The sequence below is a fragment of the Halarchaeum rubridurum genome, from assembly GCF_014647115.1.
In the GTDB taxonomy this organism is placed as follows: Archaea; Halobacteriota; Halobacteria; order Halobacteriales; family Halobacteriaceae; genus Halarchaeum; species Halarchaeum rubridurum.
The window spans coordinates 438,018-463,517 of the sequence record NZ_BMOO01000002.1 but is presented as its reverse complement, the minus strand read 5'-3'; the positions used below and the strand labels follow the sequence as shown (position 1 = coordinate 463,517).

Genomic DNA, 25,500 nt, shown 5'->3' with positions numbered 1-25,500 from the left:
CTCAGTCGGTCTGTTCGAGGAACGCTCGCGAGGCGTCCAGTTGCGTTTCGAGGACGTCGGCGAGCGAGTCGCCCGTCGCGGCTTCGAGCAGGTCGTCGACGGTCTCGTCCGGGACGCGTTCGAGGTCGAGGCCGCCGCGTTCCGCGTCGACGCGGTCGTCGAACGCCTCCCGGAGGAGGTCCCCGACGAGTTCCGGGTCGTGTGCCGCCGCCGTGATGACGTCCTGAATGGAGTCACCGCCCGTCTCGTCGCTGTCGCGAAGGCGCGTGACGACGTCCCGCGTCAGCCCGAGATTCGCCGGTCCCTCCTCGCTCCCGGTGTAGACGCCAAGGACGTGGTTCTTGACGCGACCGAGGCGGGACGTCGCGGCGCCGTAGCGTTTGTTCTTCGCCGTGATACCGAGGACGAACGCGAGCTCCTCGGGCGTCGCGTCGCGGAGCGTGACGACCGAGGGGAACAGCGTCCCCGGCTCGAAGAAGTCGGGTTCGCGGATCGTCGCCTCCGCGGTCTTCGCGTAGTCGTCGCCGGGCGCGTTCTGGAACTTCTCGTCGATCACCGCGGTCGCGTCGCGGAGCGTGTAGGCGGTGTCGTACATCACGCGGGACGTGACCGAGAGCTGTTTGTCGGCGTCGTCGCTCGCGGCGCTCCCGTAGAGGATGCACTCGACGCAGTCTTGGCACATGCCGTTGACCTGCATCGTACACTCCGTTCCGAGGAGGTCGCGCTGGAGCGACTTGCCGAACCGACGGTCGCTCCCCGTCTGCTTGCGCATGAACATCAGTCCGGGCGAGTACGTCTCGCGGTCGTCGCCCGACCCGACCGCGACGTTCGCGAGGTCGGCGCTCTGCCCGTCGGTCGTGAAGACCGCGTGGCTCTCCAGTTCGCGCAGGACGAGGACGTTCGTGAAGTTGTTCTCCGGGGCGATCGTCATCTCGTCTCGGGAAACGGTACCGCGCTCCAGTTCGGGGTAGGTGTCGTAGTCGAACATCGTCAGTTGGTCTCCGTGGTGTCGTCGGTCGTCTCGCGCTGCAGCCGAATCGTCGCCGCGTAGAAGCCGTCGGCGAGGTCGTTCGCCTGCCGTTTCAGCAGCGACGGCTTACACTCGTAGCGCTCGACGAGCAGTCGCTGTACAAACGTCTCCGCATAGCGCTCAACCCGCTCATGGAACGGATCGCCGCTCTCGCTCTCTTCGGCTTTCACTCGACGGGCCTTCCGGGTCCGCGAGGGTAGTTTCTCCAGGCGACCCGCGATGCGCATCGTGGCTTCGTCCGGATCGATCCGAATACCGTGCGTGTTCTTGACAGCTTTCACCGACTCTCGGAACACCCGCTCGACGGAGTACGGCTGGTAATCGTACTGGTTTCGCGGTCGCACTGCATCGTACGCGAGCTTCGCGAGTTCGGTGATGTCGTCTTTGATCGCGTTCGTCATCTGTTGATGGTCTCCGTGGTGGTCTCCGCGTCGTTCGTGAGGTTCCCGTGATAGTCGAGGTAGTCCGCTTCCTCGAGCAGGTACCGTGCGGCCCCGCCGTCATCGGAGTCCTGTGCCGCTCGCTTCAGCAGGTACGACCCGGGGAGCGGCTTGTTCCGGACGACCCGGAGGTACTTCGCGAACCGGGCGTCGTCGAGCGCGAGCTCGTACCCGAGTCCGATCAGCGCCGCTGCGGCGCCGAGCCGCTCCCGGAACTTCGAGAGCGGGACGTCACGACCGTAGAACCCGCTCACGGTCGAGAACCCCGCGTCGAGTTTCGCCATCTCCTGGAAGTCACGACCCCTGAGGTCGGGGAGCGGGGATTCCGAGACGTACGCCCGGAGCCCCATCGCGGACGCGACCGAGAGGCCGACGAAGACGCCGAAGAACTGGAACTCCGTGTCGTTGTCCTTCGGTTTGTAGAACGAGAGGGTCTGCGTCCCGAACCCGGCGTCCGACTCGAAGTCCTGTTGGATGCTTTCGACCATCGAACGACCACCCTCGTCGTCGGCGCGCGTCGACTCCCGCAGAACGGTCGAGATCAGCTTGGCGCACGGAGCCGGGCTGGACCGGTCCGCGTCGCTGGTCGCGAGGTCGAACATCGCGGAGGCGAGGTGTCCGACTCGCGTCATCGCCTCGCCGGTGAACCGCGCGAACACCTGCTCGGAGTAGAACTCCCACATCGTCGGCGTGTAGAAGTAGTCGGGGACGAGGTGGACGAAGATTCGGCCGGCGTCGCGACGACTCGATCCGGTCTCTCGGAGGGAGAACTCGATCTGACACGGCGTGCAGACGAGGAGCTTCTCCGGCTGGCCGGCGTCGGCGGGTATCCGGTTCGAGTACCCCGCTTGGAACGTCGTGAGCGACTTTGGCGCCTTCATGTCGCTTTTCCGCGTGCTCGTCGTGCCCCGATTGCAGAACGTGCACGTCTTCCCGCGTCGGGTCGCGTGATGTTCCTCGAAGGGGTCGGTCAGGTCGTTCAGCTCCTCGGTCGGCGGGGACGCCCGCCCATCGACGCGGAGGACGTCGGCGACGTACGCGCGGAGTTCGGTCTCGAAGCGGCCCGTGTGTGCGGCCATGACGGCGTCCTCCCACTCCCCGTCGAGCGCGTCGAGGTTCGTGACGAGGAGTTTCGCGACGTGCTGGGACACGCTCCCGGTCCAGCCGTCGCGGCGGGCGCGGTCCGCGACGTGTTGGCCGATCGCGTACGCGTAGTCCCACTTGCCGCCGGCCGTGAGGTCGACGTCGTCGTCCTCCCGTAACTCCCGGAGGCCGTCGAGGACGCCCTCGTCGACCTCGAAGAGCCGGCACGTGAGCGTGAGCGCGTCCTCGTCCGTCGAGCCGGCGTCCACGATCGGAGCGACGAACGACCGTTCGAACGTATACACCAGACGGGCGTATCCCGGGGCGACGCGCGTGGTCGTATCGATCTCGATGGGGAGCCGGTCGTTCAGCGTCTCCATCGTCTCCGCCATGCTGTCGGTCGGATCGGCGTCGGGGTCGGCGTCCTGTGTGGCCTTCACCGCGACCGCGTAGAGGAGGTTCCGTGCGCCCGCGTAGAAGAAGTCCTGATCGTTGATCGTGTAGAAGCCGTGTGACTGCGTCGAGAGGTTCTCCGCGAGCGCGTCGTGGTCGTCGTACGCGGGATGGGAGTCGCCTATCGTGGACTGGAGTCGGTCGTAGACATCCTCGATCAGTTCGTCGTCGACGGCCACGTCGGGAGCGTCGCCGTCTGTCAAGTAGACACAGCCGTCCTGATAGACGAGGAGCGGCTCGTAGCCCACGCGATCACCGAGGACCTCACTGACGGCTCCGTTGAGCAGATTCGTGAGCATCCCCTTGACGTCGTCGAGCGTGTGCTGGCGGAGTTCGAGGTCGGCATCGGGGTACGCGACGTCGAGCGCGCGCTGGTTCCGTTCGACGACGGCCGACTCCGGCGTGGGACAGGACGCGAACGCGTCCGCGAGGCGGACGTACGGACGAAGCCGACCGTACGTTCGAGTGGAGTGCTCCGGGTTCGAGTTCCACGTGTTCGCGTGGTCGACCGCGGACGCGTGGAAGTCTTCGATCCTGAGGTCTGGTCCGAACCCGTCGACCCCGAGCGCGTCGACGAGCTCTTCGACCTCCGCTCGTGGGATGTCGTACTCCTCGTCCATCGACTGCTCGCCGCGTAGCTTGTGAAGGTCGTGGACGGCGAACAGCGCGATCACCCGACGGAGGTCGTCGTCGTCCAGTTCGTACGCGCCGAACGACGGTGCGACCTCGTTCAGCCACGTGATCGCGAACACGCCGTTCCGGACGTGATTGAGCATCGACTGGTCGGTGAGGTCGTACTCGACGCTCTTCGCCGACTCGAACGCCCAGCCGACGTCGAGGAGTCGCGGGTCGACGTCCGCAAGGTACTCAGCGAGAGCGGGGTGGACGTCCCCGTCCCGGTCGCCCCAGATGGAATCGTCAGTCGGCATCAGATTCGCCCTCGTGGAGTGGGTAGTACTGTCGAATCCAGAGGAGATGGCCTACACCGGGTACATCGGCTGTATCGACGAGACCACGCCCAGATTCTTCGACCGTGTGGGATGACAGGTACCGATACTGCCGACCAAGGTCGTCTATCAAGAGCCCGGAGCGTGCGTCGCCACTGAGACGGTTGTTGGTAACGATTTCGACTGGTTGGGCAACCGGGGAGTTCGCGTGGTTCATCTGGCGCACTTGCCACTACCATGCCGAAGCAGTTAGTGGTTGCGGCGCCTATACTGGTTGAATTAGAACCGGAAGATTCGAGTATCTGGGTATCCCAGTTCCGGGTGCGTCCGGGTAGAAATCCACTAGGAATTGAAATCCTATACTGGTCGCAACTACTACGGTTCATTCTTTCACCTCCACGGAGACTGTCCCACACCCTCTGGAGACGAACCCACCGACGCCAGCGTACTCGCTGAAGAGCGCGAGCGCCGTGACCGCGGTCCGGATGGCGTCGCTCGCGCCCTTGAACCGGTAGGTACAGTCGGCGGTGAACCCCTGTCGGAGGATGGGCCCGCCGTCCTCGCCGCGGTTGACGAGGACGCTGTGCGTCTCGTAGGTGTGTGCGTCGGGTTTCTCGATGAGGTTCGCCTCGAAGTCCTCGCGGGTCATCGCGAGGTCGAGCTCGTCGGCCCGCTCGTCCGGAATCGTCGACGACCATTTGCGCAGGAGCGAGCGGAAGACGCTGCCACGGTGGGGGAACATCGTCGTGATCTCCCCGCTCTCCTTGATGCACGTCGGCGTCTTGAAGCGTACCTCAATCTCGAAGGTGTCGTGATTCCGCTCGACGACCTTCGAGGCTTCGGTGAGAATCTCCTCGTGCGTCGCGTTCGTGCTTGCGAAGTCGCGGACGCGGAAATCGCCGTCAGCGAGTTCGAGCATGTCGCCGCTGAAGACGAACGCGTCGGCGAGCGCCTGAAAGACCTCCTGATCACGGGGATCGGCGACGCCGATTTTGAGGTCGTACGTCTCCTCGCGGATCACGCGTTTGTGGTGGTCGCGGTGGCTCCCGTCGAAGGTCCCGAGGAGGCCGCTGTTCGTCAGGCTCCCGATCGGGGAGTCGTGGACGCGCGTGCTGACGTCCCCGTCGACGTCGTCGAGCGCCGAGAGCACGGCCCCGTAGATCTGGTAGCCGTTCGCGGTCGGCACCGGGAATGACCCCTCCGGCTCAAGCGTTAAGTCGACCCGACGCATGACACCTCACGAAGCGGGGTGATCGTGTGTCGATTCACGAGCACATCTGGATCGGTCACCCTATTGAATCTTTTCGTGGTTGCGCAAACGTATGTGCGTACATGAAATTCTAGACGCTCAATTGCACGATACCGAAGCCAAACCGTTTAGTCACATTCGACTGCAAACGAACGTATGCGCACATACGTCTCGACGATCGGGCATCACAGCCCACGCGTGATGCGCCCGATTCTCAACAACGGCCTCGATGCGGACGACGTCGTCGTTCTCCTCCGACCGCACGACGATACGAGCGACCGGGCGAAGAACGCGATCCGAGACGTCGAACAGACCGTCAACGAACTCGGCCCTGGATCGGACGTCGTCGTCGAGGAGATCAGCTACGGATCGTTTCAGACCGCCGTGTTAGAGTGTGTCGACGTCCTAGAGGCGGCAGACGGGACTGTCGTACTCAACTTCGATGGAGGGCCGCGAGAAATCTTTCTGCCGTTGACCGTTGCTGCGATTGCTCGACCGACCGCCGTTGACCTGGCACTCCAGTTCAGAGATGTGGACGAGGAGATCGAAGAACTCACGATTCCGAATCTAATGAGTCGTCCATCGGATGCGACCCTTGAGACGCTCCGCTATCTCGTCTCTGCCGATGAAGAAATGACACTCCCCCAGCTCTCCAAGGAGGCTGACAAATCCCGGAGCACTGTCGGCCGACATCTCGATGCACTTGAGGCCGATGGCACCGTCGAGACATGGATGGAAGGGAAAACGCGCCACGTCGCTCCAACGCTCGCCGGTCAACTTCGCGTATGATCGCCGTCTTCGTGGACCCTTTTCAAAGCCGTGGACAGGTGGGGTCCACGAATCGACTCCCCTCTCACGCGTCTTCAGAGAAAGATATAGGTACTATCCCCGAAAAAATACCCCCTGTCGCAACGCGGTAGAAACCCAGAACGGGATTGAAACTCCATCACTCCCCGTCCTCCGTCTCGGGCGCGTCGAGTCGCAACGCGGTAGAAACCCAGAACGGGATTGAAACGCGCTCGACGCGTGGCTGAAGTGCCACGAGGCCCCGTCGCAACGCGGTAGAAACCCAGAACGGGATTGAAACACGTCGAGGCCGGCGAGTTCCTGGAGGGCGTTTGAGGGTCGCAACGCGGTAGAAACCCAGAACGGGATTGAAACGCGAGCCGCTGCGACCACTCGGGGACGTCGTCGTGTCGCAACGCGGTAGAAACCCAGAACGGGATTGAAACCATCGAGCGGCGGCGCGACGGCGGCCGTCGCGCTCGTCGCAACGCGGTAGAAACCCAGAACGGGATTGAAACGCAGCCTCGCGAGCGCGGGCGCGCGAGCGCCTCGGTCGCAACGCGGTAGAAACCCAGAACGGGATTGAAACTCGTCTGAGCGAGATTCTCCTTTGCGAGCTGGGCCGTCGCAACGCGGTAGAAACCCAGAACGGGATTGAAACACGTCATGCCGACCGCCCCTCGTAGAACGCGCTCGGTCGCAACGCGGTAGAAACCCAGAACGGGATTGAAACAGGTCGGGCGTGCTCACCGCGCGTCACCCCGTTCGGTTTGTCGCAACGCGGTAGAAACCCAGAACGGGATTGAAACTTCAGAACTCGCCCGGTTAGCAGACTCTCGACGAGGGTCGCAACGCGGTAGAAACCCAGAACGGGATTGAAACACCCCGGCGTCGCGGACGACCCCAACTCTTCGTCGGGTCGCAACGCGGTAGAAACCCAGAACGGGATTGAAACGCGGACTACTCATCATCGCTCACCTCCTTGTTTCCGGTCGCAACGCGGTAGAAACCCAGAACGGGATTGAAACTTATCACAACAACCGGCCAGACTGTGGTTCGGGATGTCGCAACGCGGTAGAAACCCAGAACGGGATTGAAACAGTAGTAGGTTGCTGTTTCACTTCCGGCGTCCGGTCGCAACGCGGTAGAAACCCAGAACGGGATTGAAACACGTGCAGTACGCGATGGATGGGCGGGGGAGTCGCCGCGTCGCAACGCGGTAGAAACCCAGAACGGGATTGAAACGTCTGGAACCCACGCGGATGCGTCTCCATACTGATCGGTCGCAACGCGGTAGAAACCCAGAACGGGATTGAAACGCTCCTCGACGCTCTCTTTCGGACGGTCGGCGGTGGTCGCAACGCGGTAGAAACCCAGAACGGGATTGAAACTCGGACACGAATCTCACCCTCTCAATTCCGCATCGTCGCAACGCGGTAGAAACCCAGAACGGGATTGAAACACATCGGCGAGCGTCAGATCGGTCAGGACGCGGGCTGTCGCAACGCGGTAGAAACCCAGAACGGGATTGAAACAGCACGCAACCGTCTGGGCCGTCACGCGCAACGAGTCGCAACGCGGTAGAAACCCAGAACGGGATTGAAACGGTCACACTCCTCAGCAAGCACATCGCGGACACAACCGCGCTGTGTCGCAACGCGGTAGAAACCCAGAACGGGATTGAAACAGGAGTAGGGTTCTATGCGGTGTAGGTCGCGGTCGCGTCGCAACGCGGTAGAAACCCAGAACGGGATTGAAACGAAGAACAGGCAGCCCAGAAGCGCCGCAACGAGATTATGTCGCAACGCGGTAGAAACCCAGAACGGGATTGAAACGTGTGGGCGGCCTCGTCGACGTGGGCGAGCAGCTGGTCGCAACGCGGTAGAAACCCAGAACGGGATTGAAACATCGGCCCGCGTCGGTCAGCCAATAAACCTTGGCGGAGTCGCAACGCGGTAGAAACCCAGAACGGGATTGAAACATCGGCCCGCGTCGGTCAGCCAATAAACCTTGGCGGAGTCGCAACGCGGTAGAAACCCAGAACGGGATTGAAACACGAGTACGAGGAAGTCGGGTCGGTGACGGTGCGTGGGTCGCAACGCGGTAGAAACCCAGAACGGGATTGAAACGCCCTCCACCTATCCCTCCTGGTGGCGTCGACACGTCGCAACGCGGTAGAAACCCAGAACGGGATTGAAACTGCCGACCGTGACGGCCATGCGACCGTCGTGCGTCGACGGTCGCAACGCGGTAGAAACCCAGAACGGGATTGAAACAGATCGACAACCTCGACGCCAAGAACGCGTACGACTGGTCGCAACGCGGTAGAAACCCAGAACGGGATTGAAACTTATGGAGGACGCCGGTGTAGCGGTCGGTCTCGTCGAGTCGCAACGCGGTAGAAACCCAGAACGGGATTGAAACAACTGCCAGACGGTCGCGCTCGCGCAGTCTCCGACGGGTCGCAACGCGGTAGAAACCCAGAACGGGATTGAAACACTGGTAATCACTCGGTTCGCTGTCCATACTGCGGGGTCGCAACGCGGTAGAAACCCAGAACGGGATTGAAACCTCCTCACCGACGGCGAACGAGCCGCAGTACGGGACGTCGCAACGCGGTAGAAACCCAGAACGGGATTGAAACTCGTCCTTCGGGACCGGCACCGTCACGGACTCCAACGTCGCAACGCGGTAGAAACCCAGAACGGGATTGAAACCTACTGGAGCGCGATGCAGACGAGAATCGGCTGAACGGTCGCAACGCGGTAGAAACCCAGAACGGGATTGAAACCTGGCTGCGCGTCCGCGCCACCGATGTAGACGCGAGTCGCAACGCGGTAGAAACCCAGAACGGGATTGAAACACCGCACTATGACGGCGCGAAACGGACGGTCATGTGCGTGTCGCAACGCGGTAGAAACCCAGAACGGGATTGAAACACGATGGCTGAGAGCCGTCGCGCGTTCTCGGACGGTCGCAACGCGGTAGAAACCCAGAACGGGATTGAAACTCCCGGACACGGAGGTGCTCGACGATCTCTTCCGCGTCGCAACGCGGTAGAAACCCAGAACGGGATTGAAACTCGTCGAGTGCGTCGGCCGTCCGCTCACGGCGCTGTCGCAACGCGGTAGAAACCCAGAACGGGATTGAAACTCCCGGACAGCAACGTCAAAACCGACCTGCCGAGTGGTCGCAACGCGGTAGAAACCCAGAACGGGATTGAAACGGAGGCTGGATAACTCAATTTCCGGCGCGTTCGCCTAGTCGCAACGCGGTAGAAACCCAGAACGGGATTGAAACTTGATGGCGATCTCGATGTGGCGGCCGGGCTTCGCAGTCGCAACGCGGTAGAAACCCAGAACGGGATTGAAACCGGGCTGCGCTCGAAAGAGTGGCTTGACGTGGAGGTCGCAACGCGGTAGAAACCCAGAACGGGATTGAAACCCTCCCAGTTATCGACTACGTTGGCGGGTATGTCGCAACGCGGTAGAAACCCAGAACGGGGCTGAAACAAACGCTACGGGACGCCTGGTCGATGACCGAGACGATGGTGTGTTCGTGGGAGAGCGAGCGCTCAGCGGCCTCGGTCGCCATTGGTGGCGCCGGCGGCACGAGTGCTCGTCGCCGTCGCGTTCGCGTCGGCCGGTCGTCCGCCGCGGGTCGTCGTGGTGTTCTCGTCGGTCGACGGCGCAGTATCCGCCGTCGCGTTCGAGTCGGCCGTCCGCTCGTCGCTCGGCGTCGTCGTACGCTCACCGGACGCCCGTTCGTCGTTCGGCGTCGCGTTCGTGCCGAACGCATTCCCGTCGCTCCCCGTCGCCGCCGTATCCTCGCCGGGCGTTCGTTCGCCATCTACCACTGCCGTCGCGTTCGCGCCGGACGCATCACCGGCGCTCGGCGTCGCGTTCTCGACCCGGTCGCTCGCGGGCGTCGCCGGTCGGTCGCCGCCGGCCGTGGCGGGCCCGCCACCGACCGGCGTCGCGGTGCGGTTGCCGTCGGAACCGGGGTGTCGGTCCGCCGCGGGCGTCCCCGTTCGGTTACGCCGCTCGGTGGCGTTCGCGGGGGCGCGCCCGTCGGGGCCGCCAATCGTCCGCGCGATGGCGGCGACTTCGGGACCGCTCGCCTCGGCGGCGCGCTCCCGGAGCGACCGAATCGCCGTGACGTTCACGCCGTTCGCCCGGAGGACGTCGTCGGGGAGGCCGGCGGAGACGGTCTCGCTTCGGTTCGCCATCGCCGCGACGGCGTCGAGTTCGGCGCGTGTCTCGGCCACGCGGGCGATGTACTGGCCGTGGCTGATGCTCTCGTTCCGACGGGCCTGCTGAAGACGGGCGAGGCGGTCGGTGAGCCGGTCCGCTCGCGTCTCGCTCGCGTCGAACTGTGCGGCGACGACCGCGGCTTTCGCGTCCGCGCTCTCGGCGCGCGCGACCCGAACCCCGAAGGACCGAGCTTCGAGGTCGCCACCGAGTTCGGCGCTCTGGACGCCGACGACGCCCGAGAGGCGTTCGCCGGGCGCTATCGTGCCGTTGTCGTTCGCCGTCCCGTTCGCGGTGTCGTCCGGCGTCGCGTTCGTCGCGTCGATACCGGTCGTCGCGCCGGCCATCGGCACCGCGACGACGGCGGCGACGACCAGCAGGCTCACGAGCAGTACGGGGGCGGGGTGACGCATCGGCTCGTCACCACTCACGGCCCGTGAACGTATATACACCCGCGTCGATAAACCCGAATCGGCGACCGTCGTACCGGATTAAGCCGATTTTCGCCTCACTGTTGTCGTGCGTTTCTCGGGGTCGACACCCGACCCGGCCGCGTCGGCGCCGCCGCCGTCACCCGAGCGCCGAGTGGAGCGCTCACTCCCCCTCAGTGAGTCGCACGACGTTCTCGCGGCCGATGCGGAACGTCTCGATGTCGCCGGCGTCCCGGAGGTCGCCGATGACCTGGCTCGTCTTCGCGTCCGTCCACCCGAGTTCCTGGACGACCTGTTGTTGTTTCAGCCGGCCGCCGTTGGTCTCGAGGAGACGGAGCACGCGCTCCTCGTTGCTCAGTAGCTCCGCGGGCGGTTCGTCGGACGCTTCGCCATCCGCCTCCCCGCCGCCAGAGTCGGTCGCGGCCGTCGACGCCTCCTCGTCGGACGCGTCGGCTCCCGCGTCGGCGGCCGTCGAACCGAAGCGGTCGGTCCGCCGGAGGGCGTAGAACGCGCCGCCGGCGCACGCGAGCAACACGAGCGCACCGGCGGCCAAGAGGGCGGGCGACGGGCCGGTCGCGGGTTCCGACTCGGTCGACGCGGGCGACGCGGGCGCGCTCGTGGCGACGAGCGTCGGCTGCCCGGCCGTAAATTCGAGCGGCCCCTCCCAGACGACCGCGTTCTCGCGTCTGTCCGTCGGTTGCGGGTCGACCGTCGTGGCGCGATACGCCGCCGGCCACTCGACGATGAGCGTCGTCTCGTCGTCGAGGAAGAGCTGCGCGAGGGCGTCCCCGGCGCGGAGCCGCGGGCCGTCGACCGCCGCGAAGTTCGTCCACGTGAACCGGTAGGTGACGACGCCGTAGGACTGGGGGAGTTGGCGCGTCGTCGCGTCGACGGAGACGTCCGTGACGCGCATCTCGCGGCCGGTCGCGTTCGCCGCCGCGGCCGCGGTCGCCCCCATTCGCCGCTCGAAGCCCGACGTGTACTCCGCGGGATTTCGCCGGACGTCGGCGGCGAACTCCTCGAACGCCGCCGTCTCGTTCTCCGTCGCCAGCCGCATCCGATAGGTGACTCGCCACGTCGCGTTCCCGTTCGCGTGCAGGGTCGCCCCGAGCACGACGTCGTCGGGGTCTATCTGGACGTCGCCGACGCGGACGGTGTCGCTCGCCGGCGAGGCGGGTGTGGCGAACGCGCCCGTCGGTACCGCCCCGACGAGACAGAGCGCGAACACGAGGAGGACGGTTCGGCGACGGCCGGCCATGACGCGCTCACTTCTCGGCCGAGACGCAAAACGGTTTGCGAAGCGTGCGCGGCCGTCGGCGGGCCGTCACGACGCGTCCGAGGCGGGCGTCACCTCGACGCTCGCCGTACCGGCGCGGACGAGCGGGTCGGCGACGTCCGCGTGGAGATAGGCGACCCCCTCCCGAAGGCCGTCCTCGACGGTGAGCGCTGTCTCGAGTCTCGCGCCGTCGCCGTGAACGATAACGGCGTCACCGTCGGCGAGGCCGAGCGCGTCGGCGTCCGCGGGGTTGAGGTGGAGGCGGTCGTCCGCCGTCGCGTCCGTCGCGCCGAAGCCGCCGGCGCGCGAGCCGACGACGAGCGCGAGGCCGTCCGCGGCGACCTCGACGTCCGTCTCGACGGGCGCGAAGGCGGCGCGGCCGTCGGGCGTGGCGAAGCGCTCGCGGTAGTCGTCGCCCCACCGCTCGCCGACGGCGACGTCGGCGTGGACCGGGCTCACGTCGCGGAGTTCGTCGAAGGCCTCGCGCGGGTCGTCGTAGTCGAAACCGTCGCCGACGAGGCGCGTCCCGAGGTCGCAGAGCGTCTCGAAGTCGGGGCGCGCGTCGCCCGGCGGGTCGGCGACCGCGGCGAGCGCCTGCACGCGGCGGTCGAGGTTCGTGACCGTTCCCGTCTTCTCCACGCCGACGGCGGCGGGAAGGACGACGTCCGCGTGCGCCGTCGTCTCCGTCTCGTAGACGTCCACGACGACGAGCGCGTCGAGCGCGTCGAGCCGCTCGGCCGTCCAGTCGGCGTCGCGCTTCGAGATGGCGGGGTTCTCGCCGACGACGAGCGCGCCGTGGATGGCGTCGCCGAAGACGGCGAGCGCCTCCTTCTCGTTCAGCCCCGGTTCGGCGGGGACGTCGAACCCCCAGACGTCGGCGACGCGCTCGCGCGCCGCGGGGTCGGTGACGTCCGCGTGCCCCGGGAGTTCGTCGGGCCGACAGCCGACGTCGGTCGCGCCCTGCTCGTTGTTCAGCCCGCGGAAGAGCGCGAAGCCCGCGCCCCGCCGGCCGACGTTCCCCGTGAGACAGAGGAGGTCGCAGAGCGCGCGCGCGGTCGCGCCGCCGTCCGCCTCGACGCCCGTGCCGGCGATGATGGCGACGCCGTCCGCGGCCGCGAGACGCTCGGCGAGGTCGCGGACGTCACCGGCGGGGACGTCGGTCGCCGCGGCGGCCCGTACGGCGTCGACGTCCGCGAGCGACTCGCGGTAGGCGTCGGAGCCGGTGGTGCGCTCGGCGACGAACGACTCGGCGACGGCGTCGCGCGCGAGGAGCTCGGCGGCGACGGCGTGGAAGAACAGCGCGTCCGTCCCCGGCCGGGGCGCGAGGTGGGCGTCCGCCGCGCGCGTCGTCTCGTTCGCTCGCGGGTCGACGTGGACGACGTCGGCGTCGCCCCCGCGGACGAAGGCGTTGAACGCCACGGGCTGTTGTATCGCGGGGTTCGCGCCGACGACGAGGACGAGGTCGCTCTCCGCGAGTTCGTCCATCCCGAGCGTCGACGCCGGGTAGCCAAAGCGCTCGGCGAGCGCCGCCGCGGCGTTGTCGTGACAGAGGCGCGCGCGGTTGTCGACGGTGTTCGTGCCGACGGCGCGCGCGAGCTTCTGTAAGAGGTAGTTCTCCTCGTTCGAACAGTGAGGCGCGCCGAGGAAGGCGAGCGCGTCGGGGCCGTGCGCCGCCGCGACGTCGCGGAGGCCGTCGGCCGCCCGGCCGAGCGCCGACTCCCAGTCCGTCGGGACGAGCTCGCCGTCCTCGCGGACGAGCGGCTCGGTGAGTCGGTCGGGGTCGGCGACGCTCTCGAAGGCGTTCGCGCCCTTCGCGCAGAGCCGGCCGTTCGGGTTCGCGGGGCCGGCGACGCCGCGCGCCCGGCCGTCAGCGTCCGCGCCGTCCGCGGGCGCGAGGTGACAGCCGACCGCACAGAGCGGGCAGACGGTCGTCCCCGTGGGTTCGGTTCGGTCGCTCGCGTCGTTCGCGCCCGCCTCTTGCATCACCTAGGTGTTACGGCGTCCGAGCCCCTTCAGTATCTCGACGACGTAGCCGAGACCGGCGCGGGCCTCGCTGCTGCGGAGCGCGCCGAGCGCGCCGAAGAGACCCATCGGCTCGGACTCCTCCTCCGCCTCCCCGACGGCACCGAGGACGTCGTTGAGGGCGTTCGCGGTCGTCTCGTCGGCCTCGAGGGCCGAAAACGTCGCGGCGAGGTCGAGGAGCGCGTCGAGCTGGCCGGCCTGCTTCAGCTCCATCAGGTCGTCGAGGACGTCCGCGAGCGACTCGGCGTTCTCCCCGACGGTGTTGGCGAGGCGCTCGGCGTCGTCCTCGTCGAGCGGCTCGGCGAGCGTCCCCGCGAGGTCGAGGAACATCGTGAGGTGGCCGTCCTGTTCGAGGCGCACCAGTTCGTCGAGGAGGTCCGCGAACCCCTCCGAATTCTCGCCGAACGACTCGGCGAGCGCGACGGTGCCCTCGGTGCTGATGGCGTCGCCGGCCTTCACGAGCGTCACCATCGAGTCGGTGACGTAGTCGACCTCCTCGTCGTCCGCGCTGGAGATGACGAGGATGGCGGTTTCGAGGACGTTCTCCAGTTCGTCCGTGTACTCGGCGGCGTCCGCGTAGTCGCCGCCGTACTCCTCAAGGACGGATTCGAGAGCCTCGCGGCCCTCCTGGGGTCGCTCGGGCTCCCGGTTCGTCGCGCTCTCCGGGACCTCACGAACCGGTTGCGCCATCAGTCGTCACCCCGGGCGGGCTCGACGCTCCCCGGTCGGCTCGTGGACTGCTTGCCCTCGACGGGGCTGATGCGGACGGCAGTCGCCTTGAACTCGGGCGTCTTCGCCTCCGGGTCGAGGCGCTCGGAGTCCGTGAGCGTGTTGACCGCGGTCTCCGCGAAGTGGATCGGCGCGAAGACGGCCTCCTCGCCGATGCGCTCGGTCACCTGCGCGGTGACGACGATTTCGCCCTTGTCGGACTCGATGCGGACGGGGTCGCCGTCCTCGATGCCGTAGGAGGCGGCGGTGTCCGGGTTGATTTCGACGAAGTCCCGGTCGTTGTACTTCATGATGCCCTCCTCGGGGTGCGTCATCGTTCCCGTGTGGTACTGGTAGAGGACGCGGCCCGTGGTGAGCGTGAGCGGGAACTCCTCGGTCTGCGGGGACATCGGCTCGGCGTAGCCGACCGGCGTGAGGTTCGCCTTCCCGTTCTCCGTGTTGAACTCCTCGGTGTAGAGGCGCTCGGTCCCGGGATGGTCCTCGTCCCAGCACGGCCACTGGATGCCGCCTTCTTCCTCGACGCGCTCGTGGCTGATTCCGCCGTAGATCGGCGTCAACGAGCGCATCTCCTCGTTGATCTCGTTCGTGTCCGCGTAGTCCCACTCGCGGCCCATCCGGTTGGCGAGCGCCTGGAGAATCTCCCAGTCGGCCTTCGCGTTGCCCTTCTTCTCGAGGACCTGGTTGACCTTCTGGACGCGACGGTCCGTGTTGGCGAAGGTCCCCTCCTTTTCGAGGAAGGAGACGGCGGGCAGAACGACGTCGGCGTACTTCGCCGTCTCGTTCATGAAGAGGTCCTGCACGACGAGGAACTCCATGTCCGCGAGGACCTCGTCGGCGTGCTTCTTGCCGGGCTCGGAGAGCGAGGGGTTCTCGCCGATGCAGAACATGCCCTCGAGGTCGCCGTCGTCGAAGGCGTTGAACATCTCGGTCGTGTAGTAGCCCCGCTCGGCGGGAATCTCGCAGTCCCACGCCTCCTCGAACTTCGCGCGGACCTCGTCGTCCGCGACCTTCTGGTAGCCGGGGAAGTTGTCGGGCAGGGGGCCCATGTCGCCGCCGCCGCCCTGCACGTTGTTCTGGCCGCGGAACGGCGAGACGCCGGTCCCGGGCTTGCCGACGTTCCCGGTGATGGCGGCGAGGTTGGCGAGCGACGCGACGTTGTCCGTCCCGTGGGAGTGCTCGGTGATGCCGAGCGTCCACCCGAAGACGGTGCGGTCGGCCTCCGCGATGGCCTCGGCGGCGGAGACGATGTCCTCGGGCGGCGCGCCCGTGACCTCCTCGACGTAGTCGAGGGTGAACTCGGAGACGGCCTCCTTGACCTCCTCGAAGCCGTCGGTGCGCTCCTCGACGAACTCCTCGTCGTAGAGGTCGTTCTCGATGATGTAGCGCGTGACGCCGTTGACCCAGACGGTGTCGTAGCCGGGCCGGATCGAGGTGTACTGGTCGGCGTACTCGGCGATCTGCGTCTCACGCGGGTCGAAGACGATGAGCTCGCCGCCCTCCTTGACGTGCTGCTTGACGCGCGTGCCGAGCACGGGGTGGGCCTCCGTCGTGTTCGAGCCGGTGAGGAAGATGAGGTCCGCCTCCTCGAAGTCCTTCACGCTGATGGACGCCGCGCCGTAGCCGTACGTCTTGGCGAGGCCGGCGACCGTGGAGGAGTGACAGAGGCGGTTGCAGTTGTCGACGGTGTTCGTCCCGAGCACCTGCCGGGCGAACTTGCCCATCAGGTAGTTCTCCTCGTTCGTCGCCTTCGAGGACGCGATGACGCTCATCGCCTCGTTGCCGTACTCGTCGATGATGTCCTGGAAGCCCTCGACGACGCGCGAGAGGGCCTCGTCCCACGTGGCCTCGCGCCACTCGCCGTTCTCGTCGCGGACGAGCGGGTCGGTGAGGCGCTCCTCGGAGTTGGCGAAGCTGTAGGAGAACTTCCCCTTCACGCACGTCGAGATGTCGTTGACGGGGGACTCCTCGGGGTCCGTGGCGCGCGTCGCCAGCACCTCCTCGCCGTCCGTGTAGACGTCGAATCGACAGCCGACCGCACAGTAGCCACACGTCGTGCTGTCGACGGTGAGTTCGCCGAGGCGCTTGTCGCTGATCTGCTGGGCGATGTCGAAGAGCTTGCCCTCCGGCATCGACCCGGCGGCCATCCCCTCCGCGAAGTGCTCGACGTTCCTGTTCGCCTGCTCCTTGGCGCGCTGCATGAAGCCAGCGACGCCCTCCTTCCGCTCGTTGTTACTACTCATAGCCAATCTCCGGGGTTCTCGTCGGGCTCCTCGCCCGTCAGGTCCTTCGGTTCGTCGCGCTTCATCCGCGTCATCGGCCCCTTCTTCTCCTTGCCCGTGCTCTCCAGGGACTTCCCGATGGAGTTCTTCTGGCTGAAGCCCGGGAGGGGAATCGTCGCCGCGTCGGTGATGCCCTGCTCGACGAGCGACCCCGTCGGGCAGACCGTCACGCAGTGCCCACAGGAGACACAGGTCGAGTCCTCCATCGTCTCCGAGCCGTTCTGGAAGCCGATGCGGGTGTCCTTCCCGTGCCCCTCCATCCGGAGGACGCCCTCGACCTGCACGTCGTTACAGGCGTCCACGCAGCGGTTACAGAGGATGCACTTGTTGCGGTCGATCTGGATGAAGTCGCTCGAATCGTCGAGGGGCTCGTAGGCCTCTCGGTCGTCGAAGACGCCGTATCGAGGCTCCTCGACGTCGTTGTCGATGGCCGCGTCCTGCAGTTCGCAGCGGCCGTTCTTCCCGCAGGTCGTACAGCGGAGGTTGTGGTCGGAGAGGACGAGGTCGAGGTTGACGTCGCGGGCCTCCGTGGCCGCCTCGTCGTCCGTCGAGACCGTCAGGCCGTCCTCGGCCGGGAAGCTACACGATGGCACCATCCCGTGCTCGTCGGTCTCGACCATGCAGGTCCGACACTCGCTTCGCGGCCCGATCTTCTCCGCTTCCGGGCTGTCGCGGTCGTAGTAGCAGAGGGCGGGGACCTCACCCGCCGTCTCCGCGGCCTCGATGGCCTCGATGACCGTCGAGCCCTCCGGGACGACGACGTCCTGGCCGTCGACCGTCACGGTGGCCTCGTCGGCGCTCTTCACGTCGGGGTCGGTGGCCGTCCCCGGCGCGATGGTCTCCGTCAGCGGCGGTGCGTCTGCTCTGTCTGCGTGTTCAGAACTCATCTACTGTGTCCCTCCGACCGCACAGGTGCCGCTCGGGCAGTCCCCGTCGGCGTGCGCCTCGAACGCGTCGTCGAACTCCCGCATCGCCGTCCGCACCGTGCGGGGGACGTCGCGCCCGAACGCGCAGATACTCGTCGACTCCATCACGCCCATCAGCTCCGTCATGCCGCCCTCGTCGTACGTGCCGTCGTAGACGTCGCGGAGCTTCTCCGTGAGCTGCGTCGTCCCCTCCCGACAGGGCACGCAGCGCCCGCAGTTCGTCTCCGAGGCGACGTTCGTCCGCTGGCCGACGAACGCGACCGGACAGCGGTCCTCGCCGAGGATTTCGACGACGCCCTCGGTGCCGAGGTCCGCCCCGTCGAGCGCGTCGGGGGCGACCTCGACGTCGAGGTCGGTCGTCAGGCCGCCGAACTTCCCGCCGACGCAGGCGGCCGTGAACTCGTCGACGCCCGCGGCGGCCGTCGCGCTCGCCACGGTGTCCGACTCGGCGAGTTCGACCGTCGTCGCCTCGGTCACGTCGCCCGTCACGGAGACGACCCGCGTGTCGGGGGCGTCGCCGTGGAGCGCGCCCGCGAGGTGCGCGTACGTGCGCGCCGTGTGGACGACCGTCGGGTTGCCGTAGATGCCCTCGACTTCGGGGCCCGGCGGGCGCAGGCGCGCCTCCAGGCGATGGTTGCCCTCGATGGCCTCGATGGCCATCGTCGGCTCGGCGGCCCGATAGACGTCGGGGCCGGCGACGACTTCGACGGGGACGCCGTAGTCGCGGGCCGCGGCGGCGTCGCGCGCCCGTTCGAGGGCGACCGCGTCGGCCTCGCTCGCGTAGAGATAGAGATAATCGGCGTCGACGGCGCGCGCGGCGGCGCTCGCCCCGTCGAGGACGGCGTAGGGGTCGCTCTCCAGCAGGAGGGCGTCCCCGGGGTTGCCGTGGGCGTTCACGACGACGGAGGTCGGTCCGTCGCGCTCGCGGACGCCCGCCCAGAGGTCGGCGTACGGTTCGTCGACGCACCAGTCGCCCCAGCCGCGACCGCGGAGGCCCTCGGCGGCCTCGAGTACGGCGTCGGCGTCGGCGTCGCTGAAGCCGACGGCGCTCGCGTAGTCGTCGGGGTCGCTCGGGTCGGTCCAGCCACAGCGCGCGAGGGCGCTGCGCTCGCCCGCGAACCCCTCGATGTCGGGGAGCGGGAGCGACGTCTGTGCGTCGTCGTGGTCGACTCGCGCGGTCGCGTCGGGGAGGTCCCCGTCGGCGAGCGCGTCGGCGGCGGCCGCGACGTCGTCCGCGTCCGCGTTCGGCACGAACGCCGACGTCCCCTCGTGGGTCGCGACGACGAGCGGTTCGAGAGCGCGTGCGCCGGTCGAGCCGACGGCGACGACGGGGACGTCGTCGCGCTCGACGCCGGCCACCAAGCCCGCGGCGTCCGCCCCGGCGACGCGGAGCGCGGTCGTTCGTTCGGATAAATCAGTCACTACGTGTCACCATTCGTCAGGTCGTTCTCGCCCCAGGCAAAAATAGTTACTCGCTTCGTTCCGTTCCGCCCCTTCCTCCACAGGGTGGCGTCCGCGGGTCCGTGGCGGGCGAAACCACCGTACGGCGACGGAATATTTAGGGGTGCCAAAATCCGAGCGGCGGGACCGCGTGGGTACTCCTCCCGCGATGGGGTTCAAGTGAGCTGGGAGACGGGCAGTCGAGCGGGAGGGGGTGGGAGGGGACGGAACGGCGCGTCGCTCAGCGGTCTTCGAGCGCGTCCGCCATCGAGGTGGAGAGGTAGTGCGAGAACAGTTCGTCCGTCGTGAGCGGCGACTTCCCGCTCGGGTAGCTCTCCTCGAAGACGGCGTACAGCGGCCGGAGGTAGACGCGCAGGTCGTGCCCGCGGCGCTCGACCGTCTCGTGTCGCCAGCCGGATTCTTCGAGCGCGCCGCGGACGAGTTCGTCGAAGCCGCCCTGCTTCCAGCCGGTGACGTGGTCGCGGACCGGCTCCTCCTCCTGGCTCTCGCGCGCGAGTTCGTCGCAGACCTCGTCGTGCGTGACGAGGAGGCGGCCGTCGCCGCGCAGGTCGTCCGCGAGGTCCGTCGTCGCGTCGCGCAGCGCCTGCGGGTGGTAGTAGAGGTGGCGGCTGTACTCCCATCCTTCGTCGGCGAACGCCTCCGTCACGAGGTCGTGGTCGATCTTGGAGACGTCGAGGCGGGTCTTCAGTCGGTGGTTGACGTCCGGTCGCGAGAGGACCACGATGTCCTCGCGGACGAGGTCACTGGCGAGGTCCGCTGCGGTCTCCGAGAGGTCGTCGCTCATGTCCCGTGGTGTGAATCGGCCACCGCATAACCGTTCCGGCACCGACCGAGCGCCCGCGGCCGGACGGGTGCGCTCGTCCCCGGTTCGGTCCCGCCGCTTTCACGCGAGCACGGCGTCCGCCCACGCGCGTAGTCGCCGCCGGAGGACGTCGCCCTTGAGCAGGCAGAAGCCGGCGAGGACGGCGACGAAGCCACCGACGGTCGCCGTCTCGATGGTCTCGCCGAGGAGGAGCCAGCCGAACAGCGCCGCGAACGGCGGGATGACGTACTCTATCAGCCCCATCTCGACCGGTCCGAGACGGTCGAGGAGGCGGAAGTAGACGAGGAAGCCGAGCGCGCCGGGAACGAGCGCGAGGTAGAGCACCCAGCCGACCGTCGGGAGGGGGACGGCCGCCGCGTCGAACGACTGACCGGGGAGGAGGAGGGCGGCGGCGTCGAGCGCGAGCGCGCCGACGAGGAGCGTCCACGCCTGCAGGGCGAGCCCGCCGAGGGCGGCGTCGTCCTCGTCGACGAGGACGGCCCCGACGGTCCAGACGGCGGCGGACGCGAGGACGAGGCCGACGCCGACGCTCGCTGCGAGGTTCGACGGGTCGGGGTGCGCGATGAGCGCGACGCCCGCGAAGCCGACGAGGACGCCGGCGACGCCGCGCGGGGCGAGCCGGTCGTCCGCGCGCGCCACCCGCGCCGCCGCGGGAGTCAACACGGGCACGAGGCCGAGGAGCGTGGCGGCGACGGCGGGCGGGACGGTCCGCTGGCCCGCGAAGAGGAGCGCGTGGTGGAGGCCGATGTTACAGACGCCGCCGAGGAGAATCGGGGCCCAATCGCCGCGCCCGCGCGGTCGGAGGGAGTGCCCGAGGAGGGCGGCGACGGCGAACAGGGCGAGCGCGGCGACGTCGAATCGGACGGCGGCCAGCGACACCGGCGGCACCACGTCGAGGGCGGCGTCGGTGGCGACGAACGCCGTCCCCCACGCGGCGGCCAGCCCGAGGTACAGCGCGGCGTCGCGTCTCGCGGTCACGCGAATCCGAACGCAGTCGGGCGGTTTGTATCCGTCCATTCGGGCGCGACGGGGGCGGGGGCGCCGCCCGCGAGGGCCGCGTCCGGCGCAACCCTTATACGCGACGGCGGCTAGGGTTCTCGTACGACTGACTAACCGTTCAGTTACTATCTACCATGGACGAGAGATACACCGACACGACCGCGGAGGTGAGACGATAGTGGGCGTCCTCGATACCGACAGGCGCATCCTCGCGCTCGCGTTCGCGCGGATGGCCGACTCGGTGGGGAACTCCTTCCTCATCGTCGTCCTCCCGCTCTACATCGCCAGCGGCGTCGTCTCCGGCGGGACGTTCGGGCTCGCGCCCGCGCTCATCACGGGAATCATCCTCTCGATGTTCGGCTTCTTCAACAGCGCCATCCAGCCGTTCGCCGGCAACCTCTCCGACCGCAGCGGTCGGCGGAAGGTCTTCGTCATCGCCGGGTTGCTCCTCCTGACGGTGGCGAACTTCGTCTACACGCTCGTCGGGAGCTACGCCGCCGTCCTGCTCATCCGCGTCGCGCAGGGCGTCGGCGTCGCGCTCACCGTCCCCGCGACCGTCGCGCTCGTGAACGAACTCTCCACGGACGCCGGACGCGGCGGCTCGATGGGCGTCTTCAACACCTTCCGGATGGTCGGCTTCGGGCTCGGTCCCGTCGTCGCCGGCGGCGTCGTCGCCGGCGGGCCGTACACCCTCCTCGGGGTGTCGATTACCGGCTTCGAGTCCGCGTTCTACGTCGCCACGGTCTCCTCGCTCGTCGGCGCCGTCCTCGTCCACCTGCTCGTCTCCGACCCCGACCCCGAAGAGCTCGGCGAGGAGGCCGGCGAGGACCTCAGCATCGCCGTCCTCGACCACGAGCGCGAGGGCAAGCTCCTCGACCCCGTCTTCACGCTCGGCGTCGCCTCCGTCTTCATGGCCGTCGGCATCGCCCTCCTCGAACCGCTCGCCACCCACATCAACGCCACACTCGATCAAAACGCGACGTGGTTCGGCATCGAGTTCGCCGCGTTCGTCCTCGCGCAGGTCCTCCTGCAGGCCCCCATCGGCGCCTGGAGCGACGAGTACGGCCGCAAACCGTTCATCCTCGCCGGCCTCCTGTTGCTCGTCCCCACGACGCTCGCGCAGGGGTTCGTCACGACGCCGCTCGGGATGGTCGCGGCGCGCTTCCTCCAGGGCGTCGCCGGCGCGGCCGTCTTCGCGCCCGCGATGGCGCTCGCCGGCGACATCGCCAAGGGCCGGAGCTCCGGGACGACGCTCTCCGTCCTCACGATGGCGTTCGGGCTCGGCGTCGCCATCGGCCCGCTCTCCGCCGGCTACCTCGCCGGTTTCACGCTCCCGTTCGGGACGTCCTACGCCGCGCCGTTCGTCTTCGGGGCCGTGCTGGCGTTCCTCGGCTTCCTCCTCGTCTACTCGCAGGTCGACGAGACCGTCCAGCGCGGGCCGTCCGGCGACCGCGCCGACGCCGACCCCGCGGCCGCGGACTGAGACGCGAGCGAAAGCGGATAAAGGGGTGCGCGCCGAACGGTCGGTGTGACCGCACGCCCCCGCTCGCGCACCCTCCTCGCCGTCGCGGCGCTCCTCGCCACCGTCGCCACCGCCGGGAGCCTGACGTACAGCCTCGTCCTCGGCTACCCGCCCTGCGAGCTCTGCTGGTACCAGCGAATCCTCATGTACCCGCTCGTCGGCGTCCTCGCGTACGCGTTCCTCACGGGCGACGACGGGGTCTATCGCCTCGTCCTCCCCTTTTGTGCCGGCGGAATCGCCCTCGCCGCCTACCAGTCGTACCTCCAGGTCGTCGCGGGCGGCACCTGCACCTTCGGCGGGTGCGCCGCCGTCCACGTTCGCCCCGTGACCATCCCGAACCAGTCGCTCGTCGCGTTCTGTCTCATCGCCGTCTGCATGGTCGCGCTCGCCGTCCGCGGGCGTCGCGCCTGAGTGACGATTTCTGCGGACAGCGTGGGGTCGATACTGCGGACGCCGTGGTGTCACGGGGCACGCGAGGGGCCCGTCGGCCGCAACGCCCTTCGGCCGTCGCCCGCCACGACGGGTATGAGCCGCTTCGTCGTCGCGCTCGGCGGGAACGCCCTCCTCCGCTCCGGTGAGGGGACGGTCGCCGAACAGCGCGCGCGCATCGACGAGACGCGCGCCGCCCTCGAACCGCTCCACGAGCGCGGCCACGACCTCGTCTTCACGCACGGCAACGGCCCGCAGGTCGGCAATCGGCTGCTCGCCGAGGAGCAGTCCGAAGGCGACGCCGAACCCCTCGACGTCCTCGTCGCCGAGACGCAGGCCCAGGTTGGCTACCTCCTCCAGACGGGCTTCGGCGACGCCTTCGGCGGGCCGCCTGCCCCCGTCGTCACGCGCGTCCGCGTCGACCCCGACGACCCCGGTTTCGACGACCCCGCCAAACCCGTCGGTCCCTACTACACGGCGTCGGAGGCCGCCGAGAAGCCCTTCGAGACGTCCGAAGTCCACGGCGGCGGCGAGGGGACGCGCTATCGGCGCGTCGTCGCCTCGCCGGAGCCAATCGAACTCCTCGAAGCCGACCACCTCGCCGCGCTCGTCGAGAACCGGGCCGGCCCCGTCGTCTGCGGGGGCGGCGGCGGCGTCCCGGTCGTCCCGCGCGACGAGACGGCGAACGAGAACGCCGCGAGCGAGGCGGCCACCGGCGACAGCGATAGAGAGGCGTACGAGGGCGTTCCCGCCGTCGTCGACAAGGACCACACGACGCGTCTCGTCGCGGACGTCGTCGACGCCGACACCGTCGTCATGCTCACGGACGTCGACGCGGTGTACCAGGACTACGCGAGCGACGACCCGACGCCGATTCGGGAGACGACGCCGGGCGAACTCCGCGCGCTCCGCGAGGCCGACGAGTTCCCCGCCGGCAGCATGCGGCCGAAAGTGGGCGCGTGTGCGCGCTTCGTGGACGAGACGGGCGGGCGCGCTATCGTCACCGACCCCGACTCGCTCGCCGCGGCGCTCGACGGCGAGGCGGGGACGACCGTCCGGCCCGCCTGAGCGGGTCGGTTCCGGCGGGGCTTTGTGGACGGCCCCGGAAGGGTCGTCCATGCACGCCGCGAGGGGGGACGCGTGACGGTGGACCGGCGCGTCGTCGCGCTCGGAATCGCGCGCCTCGCCGACTCGTTCGGGAACGCGCTCCTCATCGTCGCCCTCCCGCTCTACGTCGCGAGCGGGGGCGTCGGCGGGCGAACGCTCGGGTTCTCCGTCGCCGTCCTCAGCGGCGTCGTCCTCGCCGCCTTCGGGGTCTTCGACGCCCTGGTCCAACCGGCCGCCGGGCGGCTCTCGGACCGGCTCGGTCGCCGGCGCGCGTTCGTCCTCGCCGGTCTCGTCGTCCTCGTCGGCACCGACCTCGCCTTCCTCGCCGCCGACAGCTACCTCGGGCTGTTCGCCGCGCGCGCGGTCCAGGGTCTCGGCGTCGGTTGCACCGTCACCGCGAGCGTCGCGCTCATCAACGAGTACAGCACGCCCGAGGACCGCGGCGTCAACTTCGGCGTCTTCAACGCCCTCCGCCTCGTCGGCTTCGGCGTCGGCCCGCTCGTCGCCGGCGTCCTCGTCGACGGCGGCCCCTACGCCCTCCTCGGGCACACCGTCGGCGGGTTCGCGCTCTCCTTCGACGTCGCCGCCGCCGCGGCCGCCGTCGGGTTCGTCGTCGTCCTCGCGCTCGTCCGCGACCCCGCGAGCACGAGCGCCGCGGCGTCGACGGACGTCGCGTTCGCCGTGACGGACGGCGCGGGCGGCCTCGACCCCGTCTTCGCCCTCGGCGTCGCCACCCTCGTGCTCGCGCTCGGCATCGCCTTCTTCGCCGCCATCGAGCCCGCGGTCAACGCCCGCCTCGGGCAGGGCGCGGCGGCCTTCGGCGCGCAGTTCGCCGCGTTCGTCGCCACCTTCGTCTGCACGCAACCGCTCGCCGGTCGGCTCTCGGACCGCCACGGGCGCAAGCGCTTCGTCGTCGCCGGCCTCCTCGTCACCGCGCCGACACTCCTACTCCAGGGGGTCGTCACGACGCCGTGGGGGCTGGGTGCCCTCCGCGCGCTCCAGGGCGTCGGTGCCGCGATGGCGTTCGGGCCCGCGCTCGCGCTCGCCGGCGACTACGCCTCGGGCGGCACCGACGCCGCCACCCTCTCCGTGCTCACGACGGCGTTCGGCCTCGGTGCGGGCGTCGGCCCCGTCGTCGCCGGCCCCCTCAGCGCCACCGGCTTCGCCGTCCCGTTCGCCGTCGCCGCCGGCCTCAGCGTGCTCGCCGCGCTCGTCGTCCATACGCAGGTACCGGACGACGGCGTCGCGGGCTGACGCG

The 25,500-nt window shown here is 68.3% G+C and carries 18 protein-coding genes and 1 CRISPR repeat array; of the genes, 5 read left to right on the top strand and 13 right to left on the bottom strand.

Going from position 1 to position 25,500, the window contains the following annotated elements; genetic code table 11:
* Position 1: 1 nt before the first annotated feature.
* From cas7d to cas6, 4 genes are all read right to left on the bottom strand, one after another.
* Positions 2-988 (bottom strand): type I-D CRISPR-associated protein Cas7/Csc2, encoded by a 987-nt coding sequence (gene cas7d, locus IEX84_RS05670; protein WP_188870718.1) that lies wholly within the window; start codon positions 986-988, stop codon positions 2-4.
* Positions 989-990: 2 nt separating this feature from the next.
* Positions 991-1,431 (bottom strand): type I-D CRISPR-associated protein Cas10d/Csc3, encoded by a 441-nt coding sequence (gene cas10d / locus IEX84_RS14700; protein ID WP_188870716.1) that lies wholly within the window; start codon positions 1,429-1,431, stop codon positions 991-993.
* Positions 1,428-3,935: a type I-D CRISPR-associated protein Cas10d/Csc3 gene (gene cas10d / locus IEX84_RS05660; protein WP_188870714.1), complete on the bottom strand. Its 2,508-nt coding sequence runs from the start codon at positions 3,933-3,935 to the stop codon at positions 1,428-1,430. Before cas10d (IEX84_RS05660) ends, cas10d (IEX84_RS14700) begins: the two co-directional genes overlap by 4 nt.
* A gap of 400 nt (positions 3,936-4,335) precedes the next feature.
* Positions 4,336-5,184 carry a CRISPR system precrRNA processing endoribonuclease RAMP protein Cas6 gene (gene cas6, locus IEX84_RS05655; RefSeq protein WP_188870712.1) on the bottom strand — a complete coding sequence of 283 codons (849 nt, stop codon included), beginning with the start codon at positions 5,182-5,184 and terminating at the stop codon, positions 4,336-4,338.
* Positions 5,185-5,358: 174 nt separating this feature from the next.
* Between cas6 and csa3 the strand changes: the two genes are divergently transcribed.
* Positions 5,359-5,991 carry a CRISPR-associated CARF protein Csa3 gene (csa3, locus tag IEX84_RS05650; protein ID WP_188870710.1) on the top strand — a complete coding sequence of 211 codons (633 nt, stop codon included), beginning with the start codon at positions 5,359-5,361 and terminating at the stop codon, positions 5,989-5,991.
* A gap of 116 nt (positions 5,992-6,107) precedes the next feature.
* Positions 6,108-9,500: direct repeats of the CRISPR family, unit length 37 nt; unit sequence GTCGCAACGCGGTAGAAACCCAGAACGGGATTGAAAC.
* Between the two features lie 62 nt (positions 9,501-9,562).
* On the opposite strand, the gene IEX84_RS05645 is transcribed toward csa3, so the two are convergent.
* From IEX84_RS05645 to IEX84_RS05605, 9 genes are all read right to left on the bottom strand, one after another.
* Complete coding sequence (locus IEX84_RS05645; protein ID WP_188870709.1) at positions 9,563-10,669, bottom strand: prolipoprotein diacylglyceryl transferase; 1,107 nt, start codon at positions 10,667-10,669, stop codon at positions 9,563-9,565.
* Between the two features lie 163 nt (positions 10,670-10,832).
* A complete protein-coding gene (locus IEX84_RS05640; protein ID WP_188870707.1) occupies positions 10,833-11,927 on the bottom strand; it encodes a DUF7345 domain-containing protein in 1,095 nt (364 codons plus the stop codon).
* A 66-nt stretch (positions 11,928-11,993) separates the two neighbouring features.
* Positions 11,994-13,928 (bottom strand): molybdopterin oxidoreductase family protein, encoded by a 1,935-nt coding sequence (locus IEX84_RS05635; protein ID WP_188870705.1) that lies wholly within the window; start codon positions 13,926-13,928, stop codon positions 11,994-11,996.
* A 3-nt stretch (positions 13,929-13,931) separates the two neighbouring features.
* The gene (locus tag IEX84_RS05630) at positions 13,932-14,657 is read right to left on the bottom strand and encodes a DUF1641 domain-containing protein (RefSeq protein WP_188870703.1); all 726 of its coding nucleotides are present in this window, start codon (positions 14,655-14,657) and stop codon (positions 13,932-13,934) included.
* On the bottom strand, positions 14,657-16,936 hold the full coding sequence (fdhF, locus tag IEX84_RS05625) for a formate dehydrogenase subunit alpha (protein ID WP_188870701.1): 2,280 nt from the start codon (positions 16,934-16,936) through the stop codon (positions 14,657-14,659). The genes IEX84_RS05630 and fdhF overlap by 1 nt, the downstream gene beginning before the upstream one ends.
* Complete coding sequence (locus tag IEX84_RS05620) at positions 16,933-17,862, bottom strand: 2Fe-2S iron-sulfur cluster-binding protein (RefSeq protein ID WP_188870699.1); 930 nt, start codon at positions 17,860-17,862, stop codon at positions 16,933-16,935. Before IEX84_RS05620 ends, fdhF begins: the two co-directional genes overlap by 4 nt.
* On the bottom strand, positions 17,863-19,323 hold the full coding sequence (locus IEX84_RS05615; RefSeq protein WP_188870698.1) for an NADH-ubiquinone oxidoreductase-F iron-sulfur binding region domain-containing protein: 1,461 nt from the start codon (positions 19,321-19,323) through the stop codon (positions 17,863-17,865).
* A 259-nt stretch (positions 19,324-19,582) separates the two neighbouring features.
* On the bottom strand, positions 19,583-20,146 hold the full coding sequence (locus IEX84_RS05610; RefSeq protein ID WP_188870696.1) for a hypothetical protein: 564 nt from the start codon (positions 20,144-20,146) through the stop codon (positions 19,583-19,585).
* Positions 20,147-20,245: 99 nt separating this feature from the next.
* Positions 20,246-21,163: a DMT family transporter gene (locus IEX84_RS05605; protein ID WP_209590339.1), complete on the bottom strand. Its 918-nt coding sequence runs from the start codon at positions 21,161-21,163 to the stop codon at positions 20,246-20,248.
* 199 nt (positions 21,164-21,362) lie between these two features.
* Between IEX84_RS05605 and IEX84_RS05600 the strand changes: the two genes are divergently transcribed.
* The 4 genes from IEX84_RS05600 to IEX84_RS05585 all read left to right on the top strand — a co-directional run bounded on the left by IEX84_RS05600 (position 21,363) and on the right by IEX84_RS05585 (position 25,496).
* Positions 21,363-22,667 (top strand): MFS transporter, encoded by a 1,305-nt coding sequence (locus tag IEX84_RS05600; RefSeq protein WP_229732314.1) that lies wholly within the window; start codon positions 21,363-21,365, stop codon positions 22,665-22,667.
* Between the two features lie 45 nt (positions 22,668-22,712).
* Positions 22,713-23,117 (top strand): disulfide bond formation protein B, encoded by a 405-nt coding sequence (locus IEX84_RS05595; protein ID WP_188870691.1) that lies wholly within the window; start codon positions 22,713-22,715, stop codon positions 23,115-23,117.
* A 114-nt stretch (positions 23,118-23,231) separates the two neighbouring features.
* A complete protein-coding gene (locus IEX84_RS05590) occupies positions 23,232-24,203 on the top strand; it encodes an amino acid kinase family protein (RefSeq protein WP_188870689.1) in 972 nt (323 codons plus the stop codon).
* A gap of 78 nt (positions 24,204-24,281) precedes the next feature.
* Positions 24,282-25,496: an MFS transporter gene (locus IEX84_RS05585; RefSeq protein ID WP_229732313.1), complete on the top strand. Its 1,215-nt coding sequence runs from the start codon at positions 24,282-24,284 to the stop codon at positions 25,494-25,496.
* Positions 25,497-25,500 lie beyond the last annotated feature (4 nt).

Excerpts from the sequence above, each read along its gene's own strand:
- IEX84_RS05630 (WP_188870703.1), bottom strand. The coding sequence starts at position 14,657 with ATGGCGCAACCGGTTCGTGAGGTCCCGGAGAGCGCGACGAACCGGGAG.
- fdhF (WP_188870701.1), bottom strand. The coding sequence starts at position 16,936 with ATGAGTAGTAACAACGAGCGGAAGGAGGGCGTCGCTGGCTTCATGCAG.
- cas10d (WP_188870714.1), bottom strand. The coding sequence starts at position 3,935 with ATGCCGACTGACGATTCCATCTGGGGCGACCGGGACGGGGACGTCCAC.
- cas7d (WP_188870718.1), bottom strand. The coding sequence starts at position 988 with ATGTTCGACTACGACACCTACCCCGAACTGGAGCGCGGTACCGTTTCC.
- IEX84_RS05635 (WP_188870705.1), bottom strand. The coding sequence starts at position 13,928 with ATGCAAGAGGCGGGCGCGAACGACGCGAGCGACCGAACCGAACCCACG.
- csa3 (WP_188870710.1), top strand. The coding sequence starts at position 5,359 with ATGCGCACATACGTCTCGACGATCGGGCATCACAGCCCACGCGTGATG.
- IEX84_RS05620 (WP_188870699.1), bottom strand. The coding sequence starts at position 17,862 with ATGAGTTCTGAACACGCAGACAGAGCAGACGCACCGCCGCTGACGGAG.
- IEX84_RS05640 (WP_188870707.1), bottom strand. The coding sequence starts at position 11,927 with ATGGCCGGCCGTCGCCGAACCGTCCTCCTCGTGTTCGCGCTCTGTCTC.
- cas6 (WP_188870712.1), bottom strand. The coding sequence starts at position 5,184 with ATGCGTCGGGTCGACTTAACGCTTGAGCCGGAGGGGTCATTCCCGGTG.
- cas10d (WP_188870716.1), bottom strand. The coding sequence starts at position 1,431 with ATGACGAACGCGATCAAAGACGACATCACCGAACTCGCGAAGCTCGCG.
- IEX84_RS05610 (WP_188870696.1), bottom strand. The coding sequence starts at position 20,146 with ATGAGCGACGACCTCTCGGAGACCGCAGCGGACCTCGCCAGTGACCTC.
- IEX84_RS05590 (WP_188870689.1), top strand. The coding sequence starts at position 23,232 with ATGAGCCGCTTCGTCGTCGCGCTCGGCGGGAACGCCCTCCTCCGCTCC.